12 protein-coding genes are annotated in these 18496 nt (G+C 70.4%); 10 read left to right on the top strand and 2 right to left on the bottom strand.

Annotated elements, in window-relative coordinates; translation table 11 throughout:
• A partial coding sequence (locus ACZ6YV_RS26870; RefSeq protein WP_465512237.1) for a cupin domain-containing protein occupies positions 1 to 638 on the bottom strand: 638 nt, incomplete at its 3' end.
• 77 nt (positions 639 to 715) lie between these two features.
• On the opposite strand from ACZ6YV_RS26870, the gene ACZ6YV_RS26865 reads away from it, so the two are divergent.
• On the top strand, positions 716 to 1165 hold the full coding sequence (locus tag ACZ6YV_RS26865) for a MarR family winged helix-turn-helix transcriptional regulator (protein WP_465512236.1): 450 nt from the start codon (positions 716 to 718) through the stop codon (positions 1163 to 1165).
• Positions 1166 to 1346: 181 nt separating this feature from the next.
• On the opposite strand, the gene ACZ6YV_RS26860 is transcribed toward ACZ6YV_RS26865, so the two are convergent.
• Positions 1347 to 1895, bottom strand: a complete 549-nt coding sequence (locus tag ACZ6YV_RS26860; protein ID WP_465512235.1) for a TetR/AcrR family transcriptional regulator — start codon at positions 1893 to 1895, stop codon at positions 1347 to 1349.
• 60 nt (positions 1896 to 1955) lie between these two features.
• Between ACZ6YV_RS26860 and ACZ6YV_RS26855 the strand changes: the two genes are divergently transcribed.
• The 9 genes from ACZ6YV_RS26855 (at position 1956) to ACZ6YV_RS26815 (ending at position 18494) form a co-directional block, all read left to right on the top strand.
• Positions 1956 to 2435 carry a cupin domain-containing protein gene (locus ACZ6YV_RS26855; protein WP_465512234.1) on the top strand — a complete coding sequence of 160 codons (480 nt, stop codon included), beginning with the start codon at positions 1956 to 1958 and terminating at the stop codon, positions 2433 to 2435.
• Positions 2436 to 2937: 502 nt separating this feature from the next.
• Positions 2938 to 3168, top strand: a complete 231-nt coding sequence (locus tag ACZ6YV_RS26850; RefSeq protein WP_465512233.1) for an MbtH family protein — start codon at positions 2938 to 2940, stop codon at positions 3166 to 3168.
• An 8-nt stretch (positions 3169 to 3176) separates the two neighbouring features.
• Positions 3177 to 8228 carry an amino acid adenylation domain-containing protein gene (locus ACZ6YV_RS26845; protein ID WP_465512232.1) on the top strand — a complete coding sequence of 1684 codons (5052 nt, stop codon included), beginning with the start codon at positions 3177 to 3179 and terminating at the stop codon, positions 8226 to 8228.
• Positions 8225 to 12652: a MupA/Atu3671 family FMN-dependent luciferase-like monooxygenase gene (locus ACZ6YV_RS26840; RefSeq protein WP_465512231.1), complete on the top strand. Its 4428-nt coding sequence runs from the start codon at positions 8225 to 8227 to the stop codon at positions 12650 to 12652. Before ACZ6YV_RS26845 ends, ACZ6YV_RS26840 begins: the two co-directional genes overlap by 4 nt.
• On the top strand, positions 12649 to 15171 hold the full coding sequence (locus ACZ6YV_RS26835) for a type I polyketide synthase (protein ID WP_465512230.1): 2523 nt from the start codon (positions 12649 to 12651) through the stop codon (positions 15169 to 15171). The genes ACZ6YV_RS26840 and ACZ6YV_RS26835 overlap by 4 nt, the downstream gene beginning before the upstream one ends.
• An 11-nt stretch (positions 15172 to 15182) precedes the next feature.
• A complete protein-coding gene (locus tag ACZ6YV_RS26830) occupies positions 15183 to 15986 on the top strand; it encodes a 3-hydroxyacyl-CoA dehydrogenase family protein (protein WP_465512229.1) in 804 nt (267 codons plus the stop codon).
• Between the two features lie 9 nt (positions 15987 to 15995).
• Positions 15996 to 16292, top strand: a complete 297-nt coding sequence (locus tag ACZ6YV_RS26825) for an acyl carrier protein (RefSeq protein ID WP_378240960.1) — start codon at positions 15996 to 15998, stop codon at positions 16290 to 16292.
• A complete protein-coding gene (locus ACZ6YV_RS26820) occupies positions 16285 to 17421 on the top strand; it encodes an acyl-CoA dehydrogenase family protein (RefSeq protein ID WP_465512228.1) in 1137 nt (378 codons plus the stop codon). Before ACZ6YV_RS26825 ends, ACZ6YV_RS26820 begins: the two co-directional genes overlap by 8 nt.
• On the top strand, positions 17418 to 18494 hold the full coding sequence (locus ACZ6YV_RS26815) for an HAD-IIIC family phosphatase (protein ID WP_465512227.1): 1077 nt from the start codon (positions 17418 to 17420) through the stop codon (positions 18492 to 18494). Before ACZ6YV_RS26820 ends, ACZ6YV_RS26815 begins: the two co-directional genes overlap by 4 nt.
• The last annotated feature ends 2 nt before the right edge of the window (positions 18495 to 18496 follow it).

Raw genomic sequence — 18496 nt, 5'->3', positions numbered from 1 at the left:
CCCGGGGGGCTTGGTGGGGGGGGGGTTTGGTTTTTTTTGGGGTTTTGTGTTTTGGTTTTCTGCCGGCCCCCCCCCCCGTGGGGGGCGGGGGGGGGTGGGGGGGGGTGCCCCCCACACACCCCCCCCCCCCCCCCCCCCCACCACCCCGACCCACGCGTCACCCCAGCCCCGGTCCCGCACTGGTCCCACTCCGGCACATCGACGAAGTGGACGTCATACCGTTCGTGCACCCGCTCGACCTCCTCCGGCGAGACCTCCCCGCGCAGGATCCCCGGCAGGACCCGGAAGTACCCGAACCGTTCGACCCCCGGCGCCAGCGTGATGAGCACGTCCGCGGCGGTGTCCGGCGGCGCGGCGAACGCGTGGTGGACTCCCGGCGGGATCACCACGTAACCGCCCCGCTCGACCCTGACCGTTTCGGCGCCCACCAGCATCCGCAGCGCCCCGTCGAGCACGTAGAACGCTTCCGCGGACTTCTCGTGATAGTGCGGTTTCGTGCCAGGCTCCCCGGCACGCAAGGAAAGACGGTTCGCGCCGAGGAACCCGCCCGTGTGCTCGCCGTCGGCGAGCAACCACAACGCGGGCTTCTCGATGACCTCCGCGTCCTTCTCCTGAATCACCCAGGCTTCGTTCGCCATCACGCCCCCATCTAGTTGAAGTCTTCAACCAAAGCTAGACCGAAGTGGTTGAAGGCGTCAACTGTTAGGGTGGCGCCGTGACCAACTGGCTCGACGCGGACCAGCAGCGCGACTGGCGTGCGTTCATCGAAGGATCCGTCCGGTTCGTTGACCTGCTCGACCGGCGACTGCGCGAAGAGCACGGGCTTTCCCTTGCGGAGTACGAACTCCTGGTGCGACTGTCCGAAGCGGACGGTCGATCGATGCGCATGGCCGACCTGGCGGAGTCGGCGTACTACTCACGCAGCCGGCTCTCGCACCGCATCAACGGACTGGAAGCCCGCGGCCTGGTCCAGCGGGAATCGACCGCCGACGACGGCCGCGGCGTGCGCGCCCGGCTCACCGAGCAGGGGCACGAGACCCTGCTTCGCGCGGCGCCGGACAACCTCCGCACTGTCCGCGAACACTTCGTCGACGTGATCGAACCGGAAGACCTCCAGGCGGTCGGACGCGCCATGCGCGCGGTGTCCGGGCGACTCGATCAGTGACGCCTAGGACGGTCTGGGGAAAAGGCGAGTACGGCGTCCAGCAGCCGCTGACCGATGAACTGGCGCGAGAAGCGGAGAAAGTCCTCGGCGTGGCAATGCCGTCAGCCTTGCTTGACCTTCTCCGAATCCAGAACGGTGGAAGCGGGGAGGGCGGCCTGACCGACCTCCCCTTCGCTGCTCTCTAGGCCCGAAGGCCGGGAAGAACCAGTTCGAGGAAGCGACCCCCATCCGAGCCGGTGCGGATGACAGCGGACAGGGCTCCGACCAGGAGATAGACGTCGGAGACGGTGTAGTCCGGGCGGACAAGCCCGGCAGCCCTGTCGTGGTCGATGATGTCGGCGACGACGGTTTCGAGGCTCCCCCGGGCGCTGCCCCGAGGCTCACTCCCGGGCCGCCCGCGGGCCGAGTCGATGGCCGCGGTGAGGCCGCGATCGCGGGACAGCAGCTCGCCGACATGGCGGAAGTAGCGCTCCAGGCCGGAATCCTCGCCGAAGCAGTGCTTCCGGGCGTACTCCGCGATCTCCGCGAACCGGTGTTCCGCGGCCGCCTCGATCAACGCCTGCCGGTCCGGGAAGTGCCGGTACACGGTCCCCACCCCGACACCGGCCGCGCGGGCGATCTCCGGCATCTGCACGTCATCGCCGCGCTCGGCGAACAGCGCGCGGGCCACTTCCACCACCCGTGCCCTGTTGCGCTCCGCGTCGGCGCGCGGCTTGTGGCCGGTTGACAAGGTGCCTCCCCCGTGACTTATATGGAAACGGAGTCCGTTTCCGAATAGAGGGATCCTAGCATGTCGAAGGACCGTTTCATCCTGCTCAAGCCCGGCGAGGCCCGGCCCGGCCGCGTGCCGCTGCCGCCCGCGTTCAGCGTCAAGGCGACGACCGAGGACACCGAGGTCAGGTTCTCGTTGCTCGAAGTCACGGTCGCCGTGGACATCCCGCGGCACGTGCACCACGAGGCCGACGAGTGCATCTACGTCCTCGAAGGCGAACTCGGCATCGAGTTCGACGACGAGACCCACGTCGCGACCAAGGGCACGTTCGTCCTGCTCCCCCACGGGGTTCCGCACGCACTGCGCCGCGTCTCCGAGCCGCCCCGGGTCCTCCAGATCTCGTCGCCCGGCGGCTGGGAGCACTACCTGGAGGACCTGTTCGAAGCGGGCCCGGCCGTCTTCACCGACGGCGCGCTGGACCCGGCGAAGATCAACCGTGTCGCCGCACCGCACCACATCACCTACGGCACCGAGCCGGTGGAACCGCAGAGGGCATAAGTACCGAATTCTTTCCGGCCGGCGTGAGGGAAATAGGGACATCGAACGTCCCTATTTCCCTCACCCTGGGTAACACTTTCCGCCGACTCGAACGAATTACCGAAAAGACACGGTGCCGCGTTCGCGGACAGTTCAGTGACACAGTCCCGCGCTACCCACCGGAAGCGATCGCTTGACCGCGCACAGGCTTCCGAGACTCGAGATCCACGTCGGAGTTCGAAACATCCGGGAGCACTAGAGTAATCGCCATACTCTATTGCCGGGCACCGGCGCGGCCCATGCTGTCGTGGTGGAACGCATGGGGGATGGTAGTTCTCCGACAGCCATGGGCTCGGGGTCCGCACCTGGCCGGCGCTCGTCGGTCCTCGGTCGTGAGGCTCACGACGCACCTTGTCTTCGCGACCTCCCGCAGCGCTCGCCGTGCCCGTCATCTCCACGGCCCCGACGCCGGTCATGACGGCCGCAGCAGGTCAACCCGTATCCCGCCGAACCGGAGGAACCCGTGGACGGAGACGCCCAGTCCTATGTGGTCGTGCTCAACGACGAGGAGCAGTACTCGATCTGGCCCACCGAACGCGACTTGCCTCCGGGCTGGCGCGGCGACGGCGTCAGCGGTTCCAAGACGGAATGCCTGGCCCACATCGGTGAGGTCTGGACGGACATGCGCCCGCTGAGCCTGCGCCGCGCGGTGGAACAGACCGGTTCGGCCGTCCACTCTCACAGCGAAGGATAACGCGCGAGATGGTGCTCAACGAATTCCACGCCAGGGTGGCCGAAGCACCGGACGCGGTCGCGGTGCAGGACGGCGACCTGAGGCTGACCTATCGGCACCTTGCCGCGCACGCGTCCGGTCTGGCGAACAAGCTCACCGAGCGGGGGGTGGGCCAGGACAGCGTCGTGGCCGTCTATGCCAACCGGTCTGCGGAACTGGTGGTCGCCGAGCTGGCCGTCCTGTTGGCCGGCGCGGCGTACCTGCCGCTGGACCCCGCCCATCCCGCCGCGCGGATCAGTCAGCTGCTGGAGCTGTCCGGCGCCGCCGCGGTCCTCACCACCGCGTCGCTGGTGTCCTCTGGTGCACCGCTCGGCGAAGATGTCCTGCTGGTCGATCTGACCGAGGAACCGTCTGACGCGGCCATTCCGGAACCGCCCCGGGTGAACGGCGCCGCGCTGGCGTACGTGATCTACACGTCGGGTTCCACCGGGCGGCCCAAGGGTGTCGCGGTGACCCACGCGAGCCTGGCCAACCTGATGCGCTGGCACCACAAGACCTACGGGACCCGGCCGGACGACCGGTCGACCCTGCTGGCCAGCCCCGGCTTCGACGTTTCCGTCCAGGACATCTGGTTCACCCTGACCGCGGGCGCCACGCTGGTGATCCCGCCCGCCGACGTGCGCACCTCGCCCCCCGCGCTCGCCGTCTGGCTGGCCGACCAGCAGATCACCGTGACCTTCCTTCCCACCCCGCTGGCCGAGGCCATCCTCGACGAGACGTGGCCGGCGCACACGGTCCTCCGGTTCCTGCACACCGGCGGCTCGGCGATGCAGCGCGGGGTGCCGGACGGGTTGTCGTTCCCCGTGATCAACCTCTACGGGCCCACCGAAACCACGGTGAAGGTGACGGCCTGCGAGGTGCTGCCGGACGGACCCGTGCCGCCGCCGATCGGCGTACCGGTCGACGGCGTCCGCTGCTACGTGCTCGATGGGCTCGACCCGGTCCCCGACGGTGAAGCGGGCGAGCTGTGCCTGGCGGGCGAGTGCGTCGCGCGCGGATACCTGGGCGACCCGGTCGGCACTGCGGCGGCGTTCGTGCCGGACATCAACGTTCCCGGGCAACGGATGTACCGGACCGGCGACAAGGTCCGCCGCCGCCCGGACGGTGTTTTCGAGTACATCGGCCGGTACGACGACCAGGCCAAGATCCGCGGGTTCCGGATCGAACCCGGCGAGATCGCCACGGTCCTCAAGCAGCACCCCGGCGTCCGGGACGCCTTCGTGGCCGTCGAGCACTCGGGTCGCCCGGACGCGCGCCTGGTCGCCTACGTGGTCTCTGAGGTCGCGCCTGCCGAGCTGGTCGAGTTCGTCGGGATCCGGCTGCCCGCCTACATGGTGCCGTCGGCGATCGTCTCGCTGCCCACGCTGCCGCTGACCCCCAACGGCAAGGTCGACCGCGCCGCCCTCCCCGCGCCGGACAGGGCGGCGGCGGGCCTGGCCGACGTCGCCGTGGCGCCGCGCACCCCGACAGAGGTGGCGGTGGCCGAGATCGTGGCCGGGTTGCTCGGCATCACCGAGGTCGGCCTGCACGACGACTTCTTCGCCCTGGGCGGGAACTCGTTGCTCGTCGGGCGGCTCGCGGTCCCGCTCGCGAACGACCTGAACGCCGCGGTGAGCGTGGCCGAACTGTTCACCGCACGGACCGTGGCGAGCCTCGCGGCGATCGTCGACGAGCGTGCCTCGGCCGAGGGCGACGGACCCGCCTCCGCGGCGATCGCGCCGATCGCGCCGCCGCTGCGCCGGGTGGAACGCGACAGGCCGATCCCGCTTTCCCTGCCGCAGGAACGGATCTGGTTCTTCGAGCAGCTGTCGCCGGGCAACCTGGCCTACAACTTCCAGGCCACGGTTTCGTTGCAGGGCAAGGTGGACGTCGATGCCCTGCGCGCGACGCTGGACGAGATCGTCCGGCGGCACGAAGTCCTGCGGACGGCCTTCGTCCCGATCGACGGGGTCGGGCACCAGCGACCGGTGGACGGGGTCAAGGCACCGCTGAAGGTGCTCGACGTCCCGGCCGCGGAGGCCGACACGGTCGTCGCCGCGGAGCTGCGCCAGCCCTTCGACCTGGCCAACCCGCCGCTCGCCCGCTGGGTGCTGCTGCGGCACGAAAACGACCAGAACACCTTCCTGCACGTGGAGCACCACTTCGTCCACGATGGATGGTCGCTTTCGGTGTTCCTGTCCGAAATGCGCGCCCTCTACCCGGCCTTCGCCGCCGGGAAGCCCTCGCCGCTGCCCGAACTGGGCATCCAGTACGCGGATTACGCCTACTGGCAGCGGGACTTCATGCGCGGCGACGTGCTGCGCGCGCACGTCGACCACTGGACCGAACGGCTGGCAGGCGCCCCGGACACCCTGGAACTGCCCGCAGACCGGCCACGGCCGCCGGTGATGACCTTCCGCGGCCGGGCGCCGCGGATCCGGATCCCGTCCGAGCTGGCACGGGCTCTGCGAGCCTTCAGCCGCGAGAACCGGGTTTCGCTGTTCTCCACGATGTACGCGGGCTTCGCGGCGCTGGTGTACCGCTACACCGGGCAGCGGGACATGCTCGTCGGGACCGGCGCGGCCAACCGCAACGTGCCCGAGCTGGAGCCGTTGCTCGGCATGCTCGTCAACACGCTGGTCCTGCGCACGAACGTGTCGGCCGACCAGCGGTTCAGCGAGCTGCTCGAACAGGTGCGGCAGACCGTCGCCGAGACACTGGCCTGGTCGGACACCCCGGTGGACGCGGTGATCGACGCGATCGACCCGGTCCGCGACACCTCGCGCACCCCGCTGTTCCAGGTCATGTTCAGCTTCCACGACTCCGCGGTGCCGGACATCGACTTCGGCGGCCTCACCGGCCGGGTCACCGAACGCTCGAACCTCACGGCCAAATCCGATCTCAACGTGATCGTGATCCCGCGCGCCGAACAGCGCATCGGCCGGGCGTCCAGTGCCGAGGACGACGACCTCACGATGATCTGGGAGCACTCGTCGGACCTGTTCGACGAAGCCACCATGACGCGGATGATCACGCACTACCTGACCCTGCTCGCCGACGCGGTGTCCGCCCCGGACACGCGGGTGGGCGCGCTGCGCCTGCTCCCGCCCGAGGAGGCGGACCAGCTCGAACGCTGGGCCCACGGTCCCGCGACGGCGGGCGCCGAGCCGGTGACGGAGCTGATCGAGCGGCAGGCACGGACGAGGCCGGACGCAGTCGCGGTCAGCTGGTCGAACGGGCAGCTCACCTACGGCGACCTGTGGCGGCGTGCCGGCGGGCTGGCCGACAAGCTCCAGGAGGCGGGCATCACCGCCGAGGAACCGGTGGCGGTGTGCGCCGACCGTTCCGTCGAGCTGGTCGTCGGCGAGCTGGCGGTGCTCTTGGCGGGCGGGTGCTATCTGCCCGTCGACCCGGGCTACCCGGCTGACCGGATCAGCTTCATGCTGCAGGACGCGGGTGTGCGGAAAGTCCTTGCCACGCCGGAGATGCGGCTCCGGCTGCCGGCACCGACCAGCGACTTCCGCGTGTTCGATCTGGGCGCCCTCCTCCGGGACGGGCAGGTCGACCCCGGTGACCCGGTCACCCCGGAACGGCTGGCGTACCTCATCTACACGTCGGGATCGACAGGAAGGCCCAAGGGAGTCGCCCTGTCCCACCGGGGACTGGCGAACCTGGTCGCCTGGCACATCGCCGAGTACGAGCTGAGCCCGGCGGACCGGACCACACTGTTCGCGAGCCCCGGGTTCGACGCGTCGACGTGGGAGATCTGGCCCACCCTCGCGGCGGGCGCCACCCTGTGTGTCGTCCCGCCGGATTTCCGTTCCGCGCCAACGGAACTGGTGCGCTGGCTCAGCGATGAAGGGATCACCTCGGCCTTCCTGCCGACCCCCATCGCCGCGGCCGTCCTGGACGAGCCGTGGCCCGCCGAAACCGCGTTGCGGGCGCTGCTGACCGGCGGCGACGCGCTGCCGTCGGCGCCTCCCGAGGGGTTGCCGTTCCGGTTGTTCAACCACTACGGGCCGACGGAGAACACGGTCGTGGCGACGGCGGGCCTGGTGTCGCCGGACCCGGCGGGGCGGCGCCCGTCCATCGGCAGGCCGATCAGCGGGATCGACACCCACGTGCTGGACGCCGAAGGGCAGCGTGTGCCCACCGGTGTCCGTGGCGAGCTGTACCTCGGCGGCACGGCGGTGGCCCGTGGTTACGTGAACCGCTCGGAGCTCACCGCGAAGAGTTTCCCCGTCGATCCGTTCGCGAACGAGCCCGGCGCCCGCCTGTACCGCACCGGTGACCTGGTCCGCTGGCGTCCCGACGGGCAGCTGGAGTTCCTCGGCCGCGCGGACGAGCAGGTGAAGATCCGGGGCTTCCGGATCGAGCCCGGAGAGGTCGCGGCCACCCTCAGGGAGCATCCGGACGTGCGGGAGGCCGTGGTCATCGCCCGCGCGCCCGCGGCGGGGGCCGAGGTCTCGCTCGTGGCGTACGCCTGTGGCGACGGCTGGAGCGAAACCGGCCCCGACGAGAAGCTGCTGGCGTTCCTGCGCGATCGGCTGCCCGTGTACATGGTGCCGGACGAGGTCGTGGTGCTTTCCTCCTTGCCGCTCACCGAACACGGCAAGGTGGACCAGGACGCGCTGGCCGCGCTGGCGCCGAGCTCCCCGGTCGTGCCCGAAGCGGAGCAGGTGCCGCGGACGGAGACGGAAGAGCGTGTCGCACGGCTCGCGTCGGCGTTGCTTCACGACCGCCCGGTGGGGCGTGTGGACGACTTCTTCCGTGTCGGTGGCCATTCCTTGCTCGCGGCCCGGCTGGTGGCTCAGGTGAACGAGGCCTTCGGTGTCGCGGTGCCGATGGCGATCTTCCTCCAGCGGCCCACTGTCGCGAGCCTGGCGGACGCCGTGACCGTCGCGGCGATGGGACCGGGAGCGGGTCCGATCAAGCCGCGGGCCCGCCGCACGGCCGCGCTGCTGACCGAGCTCGATCAGCTCAGTGACGAGAAAGTCGAGTCGCTCCTGCGCGACGCGGGGGAAACCGAGGTGCAGCCGTGAGCGGGGCCGGCGAATCGGAGGCAGAGGACCGGCGGGCGTTGCTGGCCGAACTGCTGCGGCGGAAGTCCGAAGAGGACAGTTCGGCTCCGCTGTCGTACGCGCAACGGCGGCTGTGGTTTCTCGATCAGCTGCAGCCGGGCAGCGCGGTCTACAACGTCCCGCTCGGCTACGACATCACCGGCAGGCTGAACCACCCGGCACTCGAACAGGCGCTGACCGAAGTCGTGCGGCGCCACGAGATCCTGCGGACAGCCTTCCGCTCGACCGCCGGGACACCGCACCAGGTGGTCCTGCCGCCCGCCACCGTGTCCATCCCCGTCGTCGACCTGACCGCCCCCGGCCGGACGGCACGTGAGGTGGCGCGGCTCGCGGACGAGGAAGCGGGCGCGCCGTTCGATCTGGTGGCGGGCCGGGCCATCCGGGCCCGCCTGCTGCGCCTGGGTGAGCAGCAGCACCGGCTGCTGCTCACCGTGCACCACCTCGCCTGTGACGCCGCGTCGGTCGGGATGCTCGGCAGGGAGCTCGAAGTCCAGTACCGGGCCGCCCTGAACGGCCGGACGGGGCAAGAGCCCGAACTGCCCATGCAGTACGCAGACTTCGCCGAGTGGCAGCAAAGCACGTTGGCCGGGCCCGAGCTCGACAGGTTGCTGTCGTACTGGACGGACAGGCTGGACGGCATGCCCACGCGGCATCTGCCCACCGACCACGCCCGTCCGCCGGTGCAGAGCTACCGCGGCAACGCGATCTCGTTCGAGCTGCCACCGGCCTCGGTCCGGCGGCTCGAGGAGCTGGGCAGGACGGAAGGTGTCACGCTCTTCAGCATCCTGCTCGCCGCGTTCTCGGTCCTGCTGCGGGCGCACGTCGGCGAGGACGAGGTCGTGGTCGGCACCCCGGTGTCCGGGCGGGAACGGCCCGAACTGGCCGGGCTCATCGGGTTCTTCACCAACACCCTGGTGCTCCGCTGCGATCTCGGCTCCAGTCCGACGTTCCGTGAGCTGATCCAGCGGCTGTGGACGGAGGTCAAGGGGGCGCTGGCCCACCAGGACCTGCCGTTCGAGAAGCTCGTCGAGGAGCTGCACCCCGACCGTGACCTCGCCCAGAACCCGTTGTTCCAGGTGCTGTTCAGCTACCGGTACGAGGACGAAGGGGCGGGGCTGCGCCTGGACGGCTGCCAGGTGCGTCCGGTGCTGGGCGACACCGGCACGGCTCGCTTCGACCTCACGCTGAGTCTCGCGCGGACCCCGGCCGGCGTGACCGGCAGGCTGGAGTACAGCACGGACCTGTTCGAGGCCACGACCGCCGAGCGCATCGCCGAGCGCTACGTCGAAGTCGTGACAGCCGCCGCGAACACCCCGGACCGGCCCGTCGACGAGTTGACGGTGCTGCCGTCGGCCGAGCTCGCCACCCTGTCAGGCTGGCAGGCCGGTGCCCAGGCAGGAATCCCCGACCTCCTGGTGCACCAGCTGCTGGCGGAACGCGTGGCCGCGACACCCGACGCGGTCGCCGTCGTCGCCTCCGACGCCACCCTGACCTATCGCGAGCTCGACCGGCTCGCCGACCGGTTCGCCCGGCGGCTGCGCCGACTCGGCGTGGCACCGGACGAACCGGTCGGCGTCCACCTCGGCCGCACCTCGCTGCTGATGGTCACCCTGCTGGGGATCCTCAAGGCGGGCGCGGCGTATCTCCCGCTGGATCCCGGCTATCCGCGCGATCGGCTGGCGTTCATGGTCGGCGACGCCGGCGTGCGGCTGATCGTGGCGGACTCCCGGTCGGCCGCGGCCGCCGGGCGGCTCGGCGCCGCCCAGGTCGTGGTTCCCGACCTGACCGAGGCGCCGGAAGACCTGCTTGACACCTCGGCACCGGCGGCCACCCCCGACAACCTGGCGTACGTGATCTACACGTCCGGGTCCACCGGGCGGCCGAAGGGGGTCATGGTCACCCATCGGAACGTGGTCAACCTCTTCGCCGGGATGGACGACGTCTTCGGTGCCGACGAGACCGGTACCTGGCTCGCGGTGACGAGCGTGTCCTTCGACATCTCCGTGGTCGAGTTGCTGTGGGCACTGACGCACGGCCACCGGATCGTGCTGCGAGGTGAGCCTCCCCTACCGTCGGCCGCGGCCGCCGCGGAATCGGCCGAAGTCGCCGAGGCTCGCTCCCGCGACATCGATTTCAGCCTGCTCTACTTCGGCAGCGACTCGGAAGCCAGCTCCGAAGACCGCTACCGGCTGCTGCTCGAAGGCGCGAAGTTCGCCGACCGCAACGGTTTCACCGCCGTGTGGACACCCGAACGCCACTTCCACCAGTTCGGCGGGCTGTACCCGAACCCGTCGGTGATGGCGGCAGCCGTCGCCGCGATCACCGAGCGGGTCCAGGTGCGCGCGGGCAGCGTGGTGCTGCCGCTGCACGACCCGTTGCGGGTGGCCGAGGAATGGTCCGTCGTGGACAACCTCTCGGCGGGCCGGGCAGGCATCTCCCTCGCGTCCGGCTGGCACGCCAACGACTTCGCGCTCGCGCCGGACCGGTTCGAGAAACGCAAACAGCTGATGATGGACGGGCTCGCGGAGGTCCGGCAGCTGTGGAGCGGCGAGAAGGTGACGCGGCTCAACGGTGTCGGTGCCGAGGTCGAGGTCGGGGTGTTCCCCCGGCCCGTCCAGCCCGAGTTGCCCGTGTGGCTGACCAGCGCCAAGCACCCGGAGACCTTCCGGATGGCGGGCGAGGCGGGCACCGGGGTGCTCACCCATCTCCTCGGGCACAACCTGGAGGAGCTGGCCGAGAAGATCGCGCTGTACCGCAAGAGCTGGCGCGAGGCCGGGCACGGACCCGGGGACGGCCATGTGGCGGTCATGGTCCACACGTTCGTCGGGCAGGACCTCGACGAGGTGCGGGAGCTGGTCCGGGAGCCGATGAGCCGGTACTTGGAGACCTCCTTCGACCTGATCGCGTCGCTCGGCGCCACCACCGGCAGCGCCGCGGACTTCAAGGCGTTGTCCCCCAAGGAATTGCGCGAGCTGGTCGACAGGGCTTTCGACCGGTTCTTCGCCACCGCCAGCCTGCTCGGCACCCCACAGGTCTGCGCCGACATGGTGGACCGGATGAAGGCCGCCGGCGTCGACGAGGTCGCCTGCCTGATCGACTTCGGCGTCGACGAGAACGCGGCACTCGACGCCCTGACCCATCTGACGACCGTCCGGGAGATCAGCGACGAACGCCGTGACGCCGCGCTGGCGAAGGCCGAGGAGCCGATCGCCGAACAGCTGCGCGAGCACGCGGTGACGCATCTGCAGTGCACGCCGTCCCTGGCCCGCGCCCTGCTGGCGGATCAGGACGCGCGTGCCGAACTCCCCCGGCTCAGCCGGTTGCTGGTGGGCGGCGAGGCCCTTCCCGCCGACCTGGCCCGCGACCTCGCCGACGCTGTCGGAGGCACGGTCCACAACATGTACGGGCCGACCGAGGCCGCGGTCTGGGCGACGACGTCCCAGATCCCGGCCGGCGGTGGCCCGGTGTCCATCGGGCGGCCCTTGGCGAACGTCCGGGCCTACGTGGTCGACCGCGACACGCGCCTGTGCCCGACGGGCGTCCCCGGAGAGCTGCTGCTCGGCGGGGACGGTGTGGTCCGGGGTTACCTCGACCGCACCGAGGTGACCGCCGAACGCTTCCAGCCCGATCCGTTCGACGGCGGACCGGGCGCGCGGGTCTACCGGACGGGCGATCTGGCCCGCTGGCGGCCGGACGGCGGACTCGAGTTCCTCGGCCGGATCGACGATCAGGTGAAGCTGCACGGTCATCGGATCGAACTCGGCGAGATCGAGACCGCGCTCGCCGAACACGCGGGGGTCCGGTCGGCGGTCGCCGTCATCCGGGGCACCGGCGCGGAACAACGGATCATCGGCTACTACGTGCCGGCGGCGGGCAGGCCGACGAACACCGTCGAACTGCGTGCCTTCCTCGCCACGCGGTTGCCCGGCTACATGGTGCCCAGCGCGTTCCACGCGATCGACACGGTGCCGTTGACCCCGAACAAGAAGGTCGACCGCCGGGCGCTGCCCGACCTGTCGGACGTGCGGCCCGAGGCCACGACGGAGTACGCGCCGCCGACGAACGAGACCGAACGGCTGGTCACCGACGTGTGGCGGGACGTGCTCGGCGTCGACCGGGTGGGCGTGGACGACAGTTTCTTCGAACTCGGCGGGAACTCGCTGCTCGTGGTGGTGGCCAGGGCCCGGCTGCTCGAACACCGGGACAACGGGCTCTCGCTGGTGGACATGTTCCGGTATCCGTCCGCACGGGCACTCGCGGAGGCGATCGATCGCAAGCCGTCAGACGGGCCCGACGAGGCCGTCGGCGCGGGTGCCGCACGGGGATCCGCCCGTCGCGTCGCCGGACAGGCCGCCAGGCGGCGTACAGGAAAGGCGGGGGTGTGAGTACCGAATTGGAAGACGGGACGGAGCCGATCGCGGTCGTCGGACTCGCGGGGCGGCTGCCGGGAGCGGCCACCATCGAGGAGTTCTGGCGCAACCAGCGGGACGGCGTCGAGTCGGTCAGCAGGTTCACCACCGAGCAGCTGACCGAAGCCGGGTGGCCGGCGGAAATGGTGGCGCACCCCGACTACGTGCCCGCCGCCGCGGTCATCGAGAACGCCGATCACTTCGACGCGGAGTTCTTCGGGTACAGCGCGGAACAGGCGGAGATCAGCGACCCGCAGCAGCGGCTCCTCGCCGAATGCGCCTGGCACGCGCTGGAAGACACCGGGCACGACCCGTCTCGGTTCGACGGCGCCGTGGGTGTCTACGCCGGCTGCTTCGCCAACAAGTACCTGCCGCTGAACCTCTTGGCGAACGCGCGGTTCCGGGGGTCGATGGCGGCCTTCTCCGCGCGTCCGTACAACGACAAGGACTTCCTCGCGACCAGGGCGGCCTACCTGTGCGACCTCCGTGGTCCCGCGATGACCGTCCAGTCGGCGTGTTCCACCTCGCTCGTCGCCGTCCACCTCGCCTGCCAGGCGTTGCTGGGTCACGAATGCGACATGGCACTGGCGGGCGGGGTGGCGCTACCCATCCCGTTGATCGGCGGCTATCCGGTGGTGGCGGGCGGCATCTTCGCGCGGGACGGCCATTGCCGTCCGTTCGACGCCGCTTCGAGCGGGACGGTGCCCGGCTACGGCGTCACGGTCGTGGCGCTGCGCAGGTTGAGCGACGCGCTCGCGGACTCCGACCACATCCGCGCGCTGATCGTCGGTACCGCGGTGAACAACGACGGTTCGGCGAAGTTCGGGTTCAGCGCGCCGAGTTCGCAGGCACAGGCCGAGGTGATCGCCACCGCGCAGGCGGTGGCCGGGGTGCCGTCGGAGACCATCGGCTACCTCGAAGCGCATGGCACGGGCACCCCGCTCGGAGACCCGCTCGAAGTCGCCGGGCTCACCAAGGCCTTCAACACCCGTGAGCGCGGGTACTGCGCGATCGGTTCGGCGAAGGCCAACATCGGTCACCTGGACGCCGCCGCGGGTGCGGCGGGTTTCGCCAGGGCGGTGCTGGCGCTCGAACACGAAGAGATCCCGCCGAGCATCAACTACGACGCGCCCAACCCGGCGCTGCTGCTGGAACGCACCCCGTTCTACGTGCCGACCACCGCCCGTCCCTGGCCCCGTGGCGCGACGCCGCGACGGGCCGGTGTCAGCGCTTTCGGCGTCGGCGGCACCAACGCGCACGTGGTGCTCCAGGAGGCTCCGGCACCGCGAGCCGCCACGCCGGACACCCGCGACGAGCGGTTGCTCGTACTGTCCGCGCGGACCGGGCAAGCCCTGTCGGACGTGGCGAGCGCCCTCGCCGGCCGCTTGGAGCGGCAGGACGACCTCGACCTCGCAGACGTCGCCTACACCCTGCAGGTCGGCAGGCGCGAGTTCCGGCGCCGCCGTCATCTGGTGGTCCGCGACCGGGACGAAGCGATCGCCGCGCTCCGGGCGCTGGCCGAGCACGGGGCCGCGGACGCCGTCGACGACGTGAACGCCCGCCAGGTGGTCTTCATGTTCCCGGGCAGCGCCTCGTACCGGCCGGACGCCGCCTCGGCGATCTACCGCGGCGAGCCGGTTTTCGCCGAGGAAGTCGACCGTTGTGCCGCATTGGCACGGCCGCTGCTCGGCTACGACCTGCGCGGCCTGCTCCTTCCGTCCACCGAGGACGGTCCGGCGGCGGGGCAGGACGACCCGCGTGGCGTGGCGGCCGCGGCCTTCAGCCTGCAGTGGTCCCTCGCCCGGCTGTGGCAGTCGTGGGGAGTCCGCCCCGACGCGATGATCGGCGAGGGCGACGGCGAGTACGTGGCGGCCTGCCTGGCGGGCGTGCTCGACCTGGCGGACGCCCTCGACATCACGATCGCCGCCGCCGGGATCCGCTCCCGCGCCGGGACCGACGGGATGCTCGACGCGCACGTGGCCGAGTTCACCGCCAGGGTGACGCGCTACGAGCGCAAACCGCCGCAGGTGCCGTACATCTCCGGCGCGACCGGGACCTGGATCGGCCCGGAGGACGCCGTGGAGCCCGCGCACTGGGCTCGCCACCTCCGTGAGCCCGCCCTGTTCACCGACGGCCTGCGGGAGCTGGCCGCCGAGCCCGGACGGCTCCTGCTGGAAGTGGGACCGGGCAGCACGCTGACCGAAATCGTCGCGCGGCAGGAAACGACGAAGAAACTGGTGGCCTTGCCGTCGCTACCACCCGGAGACGGGAACCGATCCGGCCACGCCGTCCTGCTCGACGCCGTCGGCAGGCTGTGGCAGTCCACTGTGGACATCGACTGGGACGCCTTCCGCGGCACGTCGCGACCCCGGCGGGTGTCCCTGCCGGGCTACTCGTTCCAGCGGCGCCGGTACTGGATCGGGCCCGACTCCGGCAGCTATGAACCACTGGGTCTGGAGGAGGCGTCATGGACGAGCCGCTCGTTGCCATCGTAGGAGCGGGTGTCATGGGCACCGGGATCTCGACGCTCGTCGTCGGGCACGGGTTGCCTGTCGTGCTGGTGGACGTCGACGAGGGCGTGCTGGACCGCGCCGCCGCGGCGGCCGCCACCGGGCTGCGGCACGCGCAGCTGACGGGTGCGCTCCCGCCCGGGCGCACCCCGGCGAAGCTGCGCACGACCCTTTCGCTGAGCGACGTCGCGGACGCGACGGTGGTCATCGAGGCGGTCACCGAGCTGCCCGAGAAGAAGGCGGAAGTGCTCTCCGGCGTCTCGGCGTCGGTCAAGCCCGGAACCCCTTTGATCTCCAACACTTCCGGCATCCCCATCGACGAAATGGCGTCGTGGGTGCAACGTCCGGAAGACCTCATCGGAACGCACTTCATGAACCCCGCGTACCTGATCTCGATGGTCGAGGTGATCCGCGGCCCGCGGACCGCGGACAAGACCGTCGAGTCGGTGCTGTCGCTGCTGACCCGGATCGGCAGGCGCGCGGTGGTGGTGCGTGACGCGCCCGGTTTCGTGACGAGCCGTCTCCTGCATCCGATGATCAACGACGCCGCGCAGGTGGTCAGCGCCGGCACCGCCACCGTCGAAGAGGTGGACACCCTGATGCAGGGCTGCCTCGGTCATCCGACGGGCCCGCTGCGCACCGCGGACCTGATCGGCATCGACAACCTCGTCGACGCCCTGGAGGCGTTGTACGCCCGGACCGGAGACGAGCGGTGCCGTCCCGGTGAGCTTCTTCTCGAAAAGGTCCGACGAGGCGAGCTCGGCCGAAAGAGCGGCCGTGGCTTCTACGTCTACAAGTGAGGGATGGTCATGACCGCGGAACAGCAGATCGAAAAGGCGCCCTTCGACATGGACGCCGTCGTCGACGAGATCACCAGGTTCGTGGCCGAGCAGACCCGGACCAGCCCCGAAGTGGATCAGGACCTCTTCGCCACCGGGGTCGCCAACTCCATGTTCGCCATGCAGCTGGTCATGTTCCTGGAGCAGGCCTACTTCGTGACGGTCGCCGGGCCGGACCTGCAGCTGTCCAACTTCAGCACGGTCAAGAGCATGGCGACGCTCGTCGGCAGGCTCCAGGCGGAGGAGGCCGCAGACAGCGATGTCTGACGGACTCTCCTTGCGCCACGAGGATATCTGGCGTCTCGTCGGGGACAACGCCGGTGGCTGGGACATCGACGGCGAGATCCCGCGAACCGTCCTGAGTGAACTCGGCGCCGCCGGGGTGCTCTGCGCCGAAGTGCCGAAACGCCACGGCGGGCTCGGCTTGGGCAGCCTGGAGAGCGGGCAACTCACCGCTCACGCCGGGAGCCTGTGCAGTTCTCTGCGCAGTGTGATGACCTCGCAGGGCATGGCGGCGTGGACGATCCAACGCCTCGGCACCCGCGAACAGCGGGCCGCCTTCCTGCCGCGGCTGACCGGCGGCAGGCTCGCGGCCGTCGCGTTCAGCGAGCCGGACGCCGGGAGCGACCTCGGCGCGATGACCACCGAGCTGCGGTTCGACGGCGACACGGTGCTCGTCGACGGCGGCAAGACGTGGATCACCGCGGCGGCCTACGCCGACTTCGTCGTCGTCATCGGGAAACTCGGCGACAACGCGGCGGCGGTCGTCGTACCGGCGGACGCCGACGGGGTCCGGATCGAGAAGATCCCGCACCCCATCGGCTGCCGTGCGGCGGGACACGCCGAGGTGCGGCTGGACGGCGTGCGCCTGCCCGCCGCGAACGTCCTCGGCGGTATCGGGCAGTCGTTGCCGATGCTGGTGACGACTGCCCTGGCCTACGGCCGGATGTCGGTGGCCTGGGGCTGCGTCGGCATCCTGCGCGGCTGCCTCGGCGCGGTGACCGAGCACGCGAGATCGCGGCGGCAGTTCGGCAAACCGATCGCGGAGCACCAGCTGGTTTCCCGGATGGTCGCCGACCTCTACGCCGCGGAGCAGATCACCACGGCGGTGTGCCGTCAGGCCAGCGAAGGCTGGGAGTCGGGTTCGCCGGACGTCGTGATCGCCACTGTGCTCGCGAAACACGTCAGCGCGACCGAGGCCGTGCGCGGGACCGCGTCGGCCATGCAGATCATGGCCTCGGCGGGCGCGTCGGACGGCCACGTGGTCGCCCGCGCCTACCGGGACGCGAAGTTGATGGAAATCATCGAAGGCAGCAGCGAGATATGCCAGCTCGAACTCGCCAGACACGCCCTGGCGAGCGGGAACGGCACAGGCCGGCAGGAGGCGCAGCAGTGAGCGAACCGATCACCACCGTCAAATGTGTCGTCTGGGACCTGGACAACACGCTGTGGAAAGGCACCCTGCTCGAAGGGGACGACGTGGTCATCGCCGACCACGTCCACGAAACCATCGTGGGTCTCGATGCCCGCGGCATCCTGCAGGCCGTCGCCAGCAAGAACGACCACGGCCCCGCCTGGGAACGCCTCGAAGCCCTCGGCGTCGCCGAGTACTTCGTGAACGCCAAGATCGGGTGGGGCCCGAAGTCGTCGTCGATCCAGCAGATCGCCGACGAACTGAAGTTCGCCCGGCACACGATCGCCTTCGTCGACGACCAGCCGGCGGAACGCGCGGAGGTGGCGTTCCACCTGCCGGAGGTGCGCTGCTATCCGGCCGAGGCGATTCCCGAGTTGCTGACGCTGCCCGAATGCAGCCCGGCGACGGTGACCGTCGATTCGCGCCGCCGTCGCCAGATGTACCAGGCGAACGCGCGGCGCCAGGCCGAGCAGGAGTCGTTCGAGGGGCCGTCGGAGGAGTTCCTGCGCTCGCTGGATCTCGTGATGGAGATCCAGCGAGCCACCCCCGACGACCTGTCCCGGATGGAGGAACTGACCCTGCGGACGAGCCAGATGAACGCGACCGGTGTCCACTACTCCGACGCCGACCTGCGCGCGCTCCTGGACGACCCGCGCCACCAGGTCCTCGCGGTGACGATGAACGACCGCTTCGGGTCGCACGGCGCTGTCGGTGTCGTGCTCCTGGAGACCGGTCCGGCGGTGTGGCATCTGAAGCTCCTGGCCACCTCGTGCCGGGTCGTTTCGTTCGGCGCCGGTGCCACCGTGCTGAACTGGCTGATCACCGAAGCGGCGGCGGCCGGTGCCCATCTGGCCGCGGACTTCCGGCCGACCTCGCGGAACCGGATCATGGAAGTCGCATACCGGTTCACCGGGTTCGCCGACGAGCCGTGTGCTTGTCTTGCCGAACTGCCGTCATCGGACGGTGGTGAGACGCAGCGCCTGCACATCACACCGGTCACGAGACCGGCTCCCGGCACCATGCGCCTCACCGCCGTCCGACTGGCCGCGGCCTGATC

The organism is Amycolatopsis sp. NPDC102522, assembly GCF_055584485.1.
The sequence above is the reverse complement of the archived record's forward strand: the minus strand, read 5'-3'. Positions and strand labels throughout refer to the sequence as shown.

What these genes read in the sequence shown, in the direction of transcription:
- ACZ6YV_RS26855 (WP_465512234.1), top strand. Translation starts at nt 1,956, where the DNA reads ATGTCGAAGGACCGTTTCATCCTGCTCAAGCCCGGCGAGGCCCGGCCC.
- ACZ6YV_RS26845 (WP_465512232.1), top strand. Translation starts at nt 3,177, where the DNA reads ATGGTGCTCAACGAATTCCACGCCAGGGTGGCCGAAGCACCGGACGCG.
- ACZ6YV_RS26830 (WP_465512229.1), top strand. Translation starts at nt 15,183, where the DNA reads ATGGGCACCGGGATCTCGACGCTCGTCGTCGGGCACGGGTTGCCTGTC.
- ACZ6YV_RS26825 (WP_378240960.1), top strand. Translation starts at nt 15,996, where the DNA reads ATGACCGCGGAACAGCAGATCGAAAAGGCGCCCTTCGACATGGACGCC.
- ACZ6YV_RS26820 (WP_465512228.1), top strand. Translation starts at nt 16,285, where the DNA reads ATGTCTGACGGACTCTCCTTGCGCCACGAGGATATCTGGCGTCTCGTC.